4 protein-coding genes are annotated in these 7,640 nt (G+C 63.4%); all 4 read left to right on the top strand.

Annotation, left to right across the window (positions count from 1 at the left end; translation table 11 throughout):
- The 4 genes from cobN to BK665_RS23565 all read left to right on the top strand — a co-directional run bounded on the left by cobN (nt 1) and on the right by BK665_RS23565 (nt 7,486).
- Nucleotides 1–3,855: a cobaltochelatase subunit CobN gene (cobN, locus tag BK665_RS23550; RefSeq protein ID WP_123408991.1), complete on the top strand. Its 3,855-nt coding sequence runs from the start codon at nt 1–3 to the stop codon at nt 3,853–3,855.
- 153 nt (nt 3,856–4,008) lie between these two features.
- Nucleotides 4,009–5,007 carry a magnesium chelatase ATPase subunit I gene (locus BK665_RS23555; RefSeq protein WP_123408992.1) on the top strand — a complete coding sequence of 333 codons (999 nt, stop codon included), beginning with the start codon at nt 4,009–4,011 and terminating at the stop codon, nt 5,005–5,007.
- Nucleotides 4,932–5,672, top strand: coding sequence for a vWA domain-containing protein (locus BK665_RS23560; protein ID WP_123408993.1), 741 nt, complete (start codon nt 4,932–4,934; stop codon nt 5,670–5,672). The genes BK665_RS23555 and BK665_RS23560 overlap by 76 nt, the downstream gene beginning before the upstream one ends.
- A gap of 170 nt (nt 5,673–5,842) precedes the next feature.
- Nucleotides 5,843–7,486, top strand: a complete 1,644-nt coding sequence (locus BK665_RS23565; RefSeq protein ID WP_123408994.1) for a phospholipase D-like domain-containing protein — start codon at nt 5,843–5,845, stop codon at nt 7,484–7,486.
- The last annotated feature ends 154 nt before the right edge of the window (nt 7,487–7,640 follow it).

The raw sequence follows: 7,640 nt of genomic DNA on the forward strand, positions 1-7,640 counted from the left end.
ATGCACCTGCTCAGGACCCAGCCCGGCGGTTTCGTGTCGGATGACAACATCGCCGACCTTGGACAAACCCCCGCCGAACTGGTGATCCTGTGCAGCGGCGACTCCAGCCTCGCGCTGCTCGCTGAAGCCGCGCAGCAGTTGCCCGACGACTATCCGAGCGTGCGCCTGGCCAATCCGATGCAGGTGCAGAACCACGCCTCGGTGGATTTGTACGTTGATGAAGTGCTGCGCCACGCCAAGGTGATTTTGATCTCGCTGCACGGTGGCATCGCTTATTGGCGCTACGGCGTCGAGCGGCTGGTCGAGTTGTCCGAACGCGGCGTGCAATTGATCCTGGTGCCCGGCGATGATCGCCCGGACCCGGAACTCAGCGACCTGAGCACCGTGGACGCTGAAGATCGCGACCGCCTCTGGCAGTTTTTGCGTCAGGGCGGCATGGGCAATGCCCTGGATTTCTTCCGCTGCCTGGCTAACCGCTGGCTGGACCGCGACTACGCCTGGGCCGAGCCGCAAACCCTGCCGCGCACCGCGATCTACCATCCGCACAAAAGCCCCGCTGAACTGAGCGATTGGCAAGCCGACTGGCAAGCCGATCAGCCGGTGGCGGCGGTGCTGTTTTATCGCTCGCATTTGCAGGCGGCGAATACCGGTTTTATCGATGTTTTCTGCCAACGCTTGCAGGCGGCGGGCTTGAACCCGTTGCCGATGGCGGTGGCCAGTTTGAAAGAGCCCGGCTGCCTGACGGTGGTCGAGGACCTGCTGGATGAAGTCGAAGCGGCGGTGATTCTCAACACCACCGGTTTCGCCCAATCCAGCCCCGAAGCGCCGCACTTGCGACCGTTTCGCCGCAACATTCCTGTCATTCAGGCGATTTGCGCTCAGGACAACGAACCCGGTTGGCGCGCCAGCGAACAAGGTCTCGGCCCACGGGATCTGGCGATGCACATCGCGCTGCCGGAACTTGATGGGCGGATCATCAGCCGCCCGATCAGCTTCAAGGACCTGGCCTGGCGCAGTGAGCGCAGCCAGTCCGACGTGGTCTGCTACCGGCCGCAACCGGATCGGATGGACTTCGTCGCCGAACTGGCGCGGCGCTGGATTGATCTGGCGCGGGTGCCCAACGGCGACAAACGCATCGCGCTGATCCTCGCCAACTACCCGACCCGCGACGGTCGCATCGGTAACGGCGTCGGCCTCGACACCCCCGCAGCGGCGCTGAATATCCTCCGTGCACTGCATCAGCAAGGTTATCCGCTGCCCGCTGATTTGCCGGACAGCGGCACCGCGTTGATCCAGCAATTACTCGGCGGCGTCAGCAATGACCTCGACACCCTCGACCAGCGCCCGTGCATGCAAAGCCTGGCGCTGGTCGATTACGACCTGATGTTCAACGCACTGCCCGAAGCCAATCGCCAAGCGGTGCTGGAACGCTGGGGCCCGCCGCAAAACGATCCGATGTTCCGGGGCGGACGGATGATGATCGCCGGTCTGCGCTTCGGCCTGACGTTTGTCGGCATCCAGCCGGCCCGGGGTTATCAGGTCGATCCGAGCGCGGTCTATCACGACCCGGACCTGGTGCCGCCCCACGGCTACCTGGCGTTCTACTTCTGGCTGCGCAACACCTACGGCGCTCACGCGGTGATCCACGTCGGCAAGCACGGCAACCTCGAATGGCTGCCGGGCAAAGGTGTCGGATTGTCGGAAAACTGCTGGCCGGACGCATTGCTCGGGCCGCTGCCGAATATCTACCCGTTTATCGTCAACGACCCGGGAGAGGGCGCCCAGGCCAAGCGTCGCACCCAAGCGGTGATCATCGACCACCTGATGCCGCCCCTGACCCGCGCCGAAACCTACGGCCCGCTGCGCAATCTTGAGCTGCTGGCCGACGAATATTACGAAGCGCAACTGCTCGATCCGCGCCGCGCCCGGGAATTGCAGCGCGACATCCTGCAACTGGTGCGCGACACCCACATCGACCGCGAACTGCAACTGGACGACAAACTCGACAGCGATGCGGATGCGGCGATTTGGTTGCCGCGCCTGGACACTTACTTGTGTGATTTGAAGGAGTCGCAGATCCGCGATGGCCTGCACATCTTTGGCGAATCGCCGACCGGGCGTTTGCGCATTGATACCTTGCTGGCGTTGCTGCGGATTCCCCGGGGCGATGGGCGAGGGGCGCAGTCGAGTTTGCTGCGGGCGTTGGCCAAGGCGTTTGCGCTGGGGTTTGATCCGCTGGATTGTGAATTGGCGCAGCCGTGGGTCGGTGCTCGTCCAGATGAGCTGCAAGCGATCAGCGATGAAGTGTGGCGCACGGCGGGGGATACCCGCGAACGTCTTGAGCTGTTCGCCGCCCAACTGATTTCGCAGACCTTAAGCGAACCCCAACCCTGTGGGAGCGGGCTTGCTCGCGAAAGCGATGTATCAGCCGAATCGAAGTTGCCTGACCCACCGCTTTCGCGAGCAAGCCCGCTCCCACAGGGGCCGAGTTGGGCCGAAGTGCACGCCATTCTCGACAATTTGTGTGAAGTGGTCGCCCCACGCCTGGACGCCTGCGGCCCCGCAGAAATGCGTGGCCTGCTCGACGCCCTCAGCGGCCGTTTCGTCCCGGCCGGCCCTAGCGGAGCACCGAGTCGCGGTCGCCTCGACGTACTCCCCACCGGGCGCAATTTCTATTCGGTGGACGTGCGCAATCTGCCGACCACCACCGCGTGGCGCATCGGCTTCCAGTCGGCCAACCTGATCCTTGAACGGCACTTGCAGGACCACGGCGACCATTTGCGTCAGCTCGGTCTGTCGGTATGGGGCACGGCCACCATGCGCACCGGTGGCGATGACATCGCCCAGGCCATGGCGCTGATGGGTGTGCGCCCGGTGTGGGCCACGGGCAGTCAGCGGGTCGATGATTTTGAAATCCTGCCGGTCAGCCTGCTTGACCGTCCGCGAGTGGACGTGACCTTGCGTGTGTCCGGGTTCTTCCGCGATGCGTTTGCCAACCTGATCCGCCTGTTCGACGCCGCCGTACAAGCGGTTGCCGATCTGGACGAACCGGACGATCTCAACCCATTGGCCGCCAAGGTGCGCGCCGAGCGTGAGGCCTTGCTGGCCAGCGGTCTGGACGAAGAAGCGGCCCGGCGTCAGGCCGGCTGGCGGATTTTCGGGGCCAAACCCGGTGCCTATGGCGCCGGTGTGCAGGGCGCCATCGACGGTCGCTTGTGGCAAAGTCGTGAGGATCTGGCCGAGGTCTACCTGAACTGGGGCGGTTACGCCTACGGCGGTTCCGATGAAGGCACCGCCGCCCGCGAACAATTCGCCCAGCGCCTGAGCCAGGTGCAAGCGGTGTTGCAGAACCAGGACAACCGCGAGCATGACTTGCTCGATTCCAACGACTACTACCAATTCCAGGGCGGTATGCTCGCCGCTGTGGAAACCCTTAGCGGTGAAGCGGCGGCCAGTTATCACGGCGATCACAGCCAGCCGGACTTGCCGAAGATCCGCACGTTGAAGGAAGAGTTGAACCGGGTGATACGCTCCCGGGCGGCGAATCCGAAGTGGATTGATGGGGTCAAGCGCCATGGCTACAAGGGCGCTTTCGAACTCGCGGCGACGGTCGATAACCTGTTTGCCTTTGATGCGACGACGCAGTTGATCGACGATCACCAGTACGCGTTGCTGGCGGATGCGTATTTGCTCGACCCGGCGATCCGGGATTTTGTCCGCGAGCACAATCCCCATGCCTTGCGCGACATGACCGAGCGCATGCTGGAGGCGCAGCAGCGGGGGATGTGGCAAGAGCCCGGGGAGTATCGCGAAGCGCTGGAGAATTTGTTGCTGGATATAGAAGAAGACAGCTAGCACGCTGAACCCTTGTGGGAGCGGGCTTGCTCGCGAAGGGCGGTGTGTCAGTCAACGATGATGTCGGCTGACACGGCCCCTTCGCGAGCAAGCCCGCTCCCACAGGGATGAAGTTGCTGCTGATGGATCACCGACCATGACCGAGTATTAACGATGACCGACACCCCTCATTTCCCGCTCTCCGCCGTGGTCGGCGCCGATGACTTGAAGCTCGCCCTGTACCTGACCGCCATCGACCCGAAAATCGGTGGCGTGCTGATCGAAGGCCCGCGAGGCATGGCCAAGTCGACCCTGGCCCGTGGCCTCGCGGACCTGCTCGCCAGCGGCCAGTTCGTCACCTTGCCCCTGGGCGCCACCGAAGAGCGCCTGGTCGGCACCCTCGACCTCGACGCCGCCCTGAGCGAGGGCCGTGCGCAGTTTTCCCCCGGCGTGCTGGCCAAGGCTGACGGCGGCGTGCTGTACGTCGATGAGGTCAATCTGCTGCCCGATCATCTCGTCGACCTGTTGCTCGACGTGGCCGCCAGCGGCACCAACCTGGTGGAGCGCGACGGCATTTCCCATCGGCATTCGGCGAAGTTCGTGCTGATCGGCACCATGAACCCGGAAGAGGGCGAACTGCGTCCGCAACTGCTCGACCGCTTTGGCCTGAACGTCGCCCTCAGCGGTCACACCGCGCCGACGGAGCGGGGTCAGATCATCCGTCGGCGTCTGGCTTTCGACAGCGATCCCCAAGGCTTCTGCGCCGAATGGGAAGCTCAGCAACACGCATTGCGCGAACGCTGCCAACAGGCGCGCAGTGCATTGGCGGGCATTCCCCTGGATGACGCCACGCTGGCGCAGATTACCGAGCGCTGTTTTGCCGCCGGGGTCGATGGCCTGCGCGCCGATCTGGTCTGGCTGCGTGCCGCCCGTGCCCACGCGGCGTGGCGCGGGGCGACGGCGATTGCCGAAGAAGACATCGACGCGGTGGCCGAGTTTGCCTTGCGCCATCGTCGCCGCGAACATTCTCACCCCGCGCCGCAACAGTCCCAACCACCTTCGACCGAAAACGCCAACCCAAGCGAAGGCCAGGGTCAATGGGGCGAAATGCCCGCTCAAGCCTTGCCAACCGGCGCCCGACGCGAAGTGCCGAGCTGGCCAAAAAAGCCCTAGGCATTCGCCCTCGATCTGACGCGGGGGCGAATGCCAAACCCCGTGCCGGACAACTGGACAACGGCCGCCAAGGCAAGCGCCGCGCCGCGCCCCAAGGTTCGGTCAACTGGCCGGGCACCTTGCTCAACGGTCGCCCGCGTCTGCACGAAGACCTGCTGTTTCATTTGCGCACCCGTTCGCCCCACGAACTGTGGCTGGTGATCGTCGACGCCTCGGCTTCGACCCGTCGTCATCAGGCGCTGAGTGATGCCAAGGGTTTGCTGGCGCAACTGTTCGACGACGCTTACCGGCAACGGGCGCGCCTGGCGCTGCTGACGGCCAGCGGCAATGTGCCGACATGGCAAGTGCAAGGCTTGAAAGCCTCCAACGGCTTGCGGGACTGGCTCGATGGACTGGGGGCGGGCGGCGGCACGCCGTTGCTGGCGGCACTGGGCGAAGCGGGGCAGTGGCTGGCGGCGCGGCAGAAGCGCTTCCCGGCGGAGCAGCAGCGCCTGTTGCTGGTGACGGATGGGCGGTTGAAGGAATGGTCGGGGTTGCCGGTGCTGGGGTGTCCGGGGTTGTTGATTGATATTGAGCGTGGGCCGATTCGGCTTGGGCGGGCCAGGGTGTTGGCTACTGAACTGCAGACAGACTATCGGCATATTGATGAGCTGATTCTGGGCTGAGTGTTTTGGTGTCTGAGCTGGCCTCTTCGCGAGCAAGCCCGCTCCCACAGGGGGCATGCATTCCAATGTGGGAGCGGGCTTGCTCGCGAATGCATCACCAAGGTTTCAGATCAGCACTCCCAATCCGCATCTATGCTGCATCCAGCCAACCCCATTCACAGGAGTGACCCATGCGCGTTCTAGTCGCAAACCATCAGGACGATTTCCGCGTCAAAGCCTACGCCGGCACCAACGGCGTGCTGCTGGCCATGGACCTGGCCGAGCCGCGCCGCAAGGGGTTGCTCGGTTTTGCCATTGAAAAGCAGGCGGGCACTAAACCCTGGCTGTTCCTGTTCAACAGCCTGACTTTCCCCGGCAAGGTCCACACCTTCCCCCAGTACCACGCCACCCCCAGCGATATCGCGCCGCTGCAGAAATTTCGCTGGGCCGATTACGCGGTCAATCCAGGCACGACCCTGCACTACCGCGTGCACCTGGCCTACGGCACGCCGGATGCGCCGCAACTGGGTGAGTTTCTGGAACTGACGATCACCTCCGACGATGGCCATCCCACCAATCAAAGTGTGATCTTCAACCGCGCCGTGGCGGCCAGTCAGGCGTTCCAGCGCAAATTTCCCGACCTCGACGCGCAGATCAGCGCCAACAAGAACATGCCCATCGAAGCCTGGCCCCTGGCGGCGCAGCAGTGGCTGGAAAACGGTTTGCTCGGGCGCTTGCTCGGGTTTATCCAGCGTGCGGTGGATGACCAGTGGGCGCTGGACGTCGCCATCTACGAATACCAGTTGCAGTCGATTGTCGATGAGGTGAACGCCGCGTTCGCCCGTGGGGTCAAGGTGCGGGTGCTGTATCACGCGCAGCCGAACGATGAAGACACCACGATGAACGAAACCAGCCTGGAGAAGATCCCGGCGGCGAACAAGCGCGGGCGGGTCACCCACAATATCTTCCACGACAAATTCATCGTCCTGAGCAAACTCGAGGGCGGTGAGCATCGGCCGCAAGCGGTGCTCTGTGGCAGCACCAATTTCACCCCCAACGGGGTCTATCGTCAGGCCAACGTGGTGCATGTGCTCGACGACGCGCGGATCGGCGCCAGTTACCTGCAAACCTTCGAAGAGGTGTGGGCGAACCCGGCGGACGTCGGCGCGACGCGCACCTGGCTGACCAAAAACAACCCCATGGACCCGACGCAGCCGCTGTTCGCCGGGTTCTCACCGCGTACCGGCCAGGGCGACTTGCACGAGTTTGTGCAGATCATCAACGGCGCGAAAAAAGATGTGCTGTTCGTCACCGCGTTCGCCTTGCCCGACGACATCCTCAACGCCTTGCTCGGCGAGCCCCACGACGACATCCTGCGCTACGGCCTGCAAAACACCGTCAGCCGCATCACCGGTTTCCACGCCGACCGCACTGCCGAATTCGCCGCCACCGCGCTGCTCAACACCGGGCTGGAAGGTTGGCTCAAGGAAAACATGAAAGGCCAGAAGGGCAACCTGCTGGTGCACACCAAAGCCATCGTCACTGACTTCACCAGCGACGCACCGACCATCATCAGCGGCAGCCACAACCTCAGCGCGGCGGCCAGTAATGGCAATGACGAGAACTACCTGATCATTCGCGGTGATACGGACCTGGCGGACCGCTATGGCCTGGAGTTGCTGCGGTTTTATGAGCATTACCGGTTCAGGTATTTTGCGAAGAAACTGGCGTTGAAAGAGGTCCAGCCGCTGGCGGCGGATGACAGTTGGACCAATGATTATTTTGTGGAGGGGGATTTGCGGCAGTTGTCACGACTGCGATTCTCCGGCCGCTAGAAAACTCCCTGTGGGAGCGGGCTTGCTCGCGAAGGCGGCGTGTCCGTCAACATCAATATCGACTGACCCAACGCTTTCGCGAGCAAGCCCGCTCCCACATTGATTGGCGGTGTGACTGTGATTTTTACCATCACCCAGCTCTACTGTGGGAGCG

It is taken from the genome of Pseudomonas frederiksbergensis (assembly GCF_003732665.1).
Classification (GTDB): Bacteria; Pseudomonadota; Gammaproteobacteria; order Pseudomonadales; family Pseudomonadaceae; genus Aquipseudomonas; species Aquipseudomonas frederiksbergensis_G.

Coding starts and splice junctions, on each gene's coding strand:
- cobN (WP_123408991.1), top strand. CDS start 1: ATGCACCTGCTCAGGACCCAGCCCGGCGGTTTCGTGTCGGATGACAAC.
- BK665_RS23560 (WP_123408993.1), top strand. CDS start 4,932: ATGGGGCGAAATGCCCGCTCAAGCCTTGCCAACCGGCGCCCGACGCGA.
- BK665_RS23555 (WP_123408992.1), top strand. CDS start 4,009: ATGACCGACACCCCTCATTTCCCGCTCTCCGCCGTGGTCGGCGCCGAT.
- BK665_RS23565 (WP_123408994.1), top strand. CDS start 5,843: ATGCGCGTTCTAGTCGCAAACCATCAGGACGATTTCCGCGTCAAAGCC.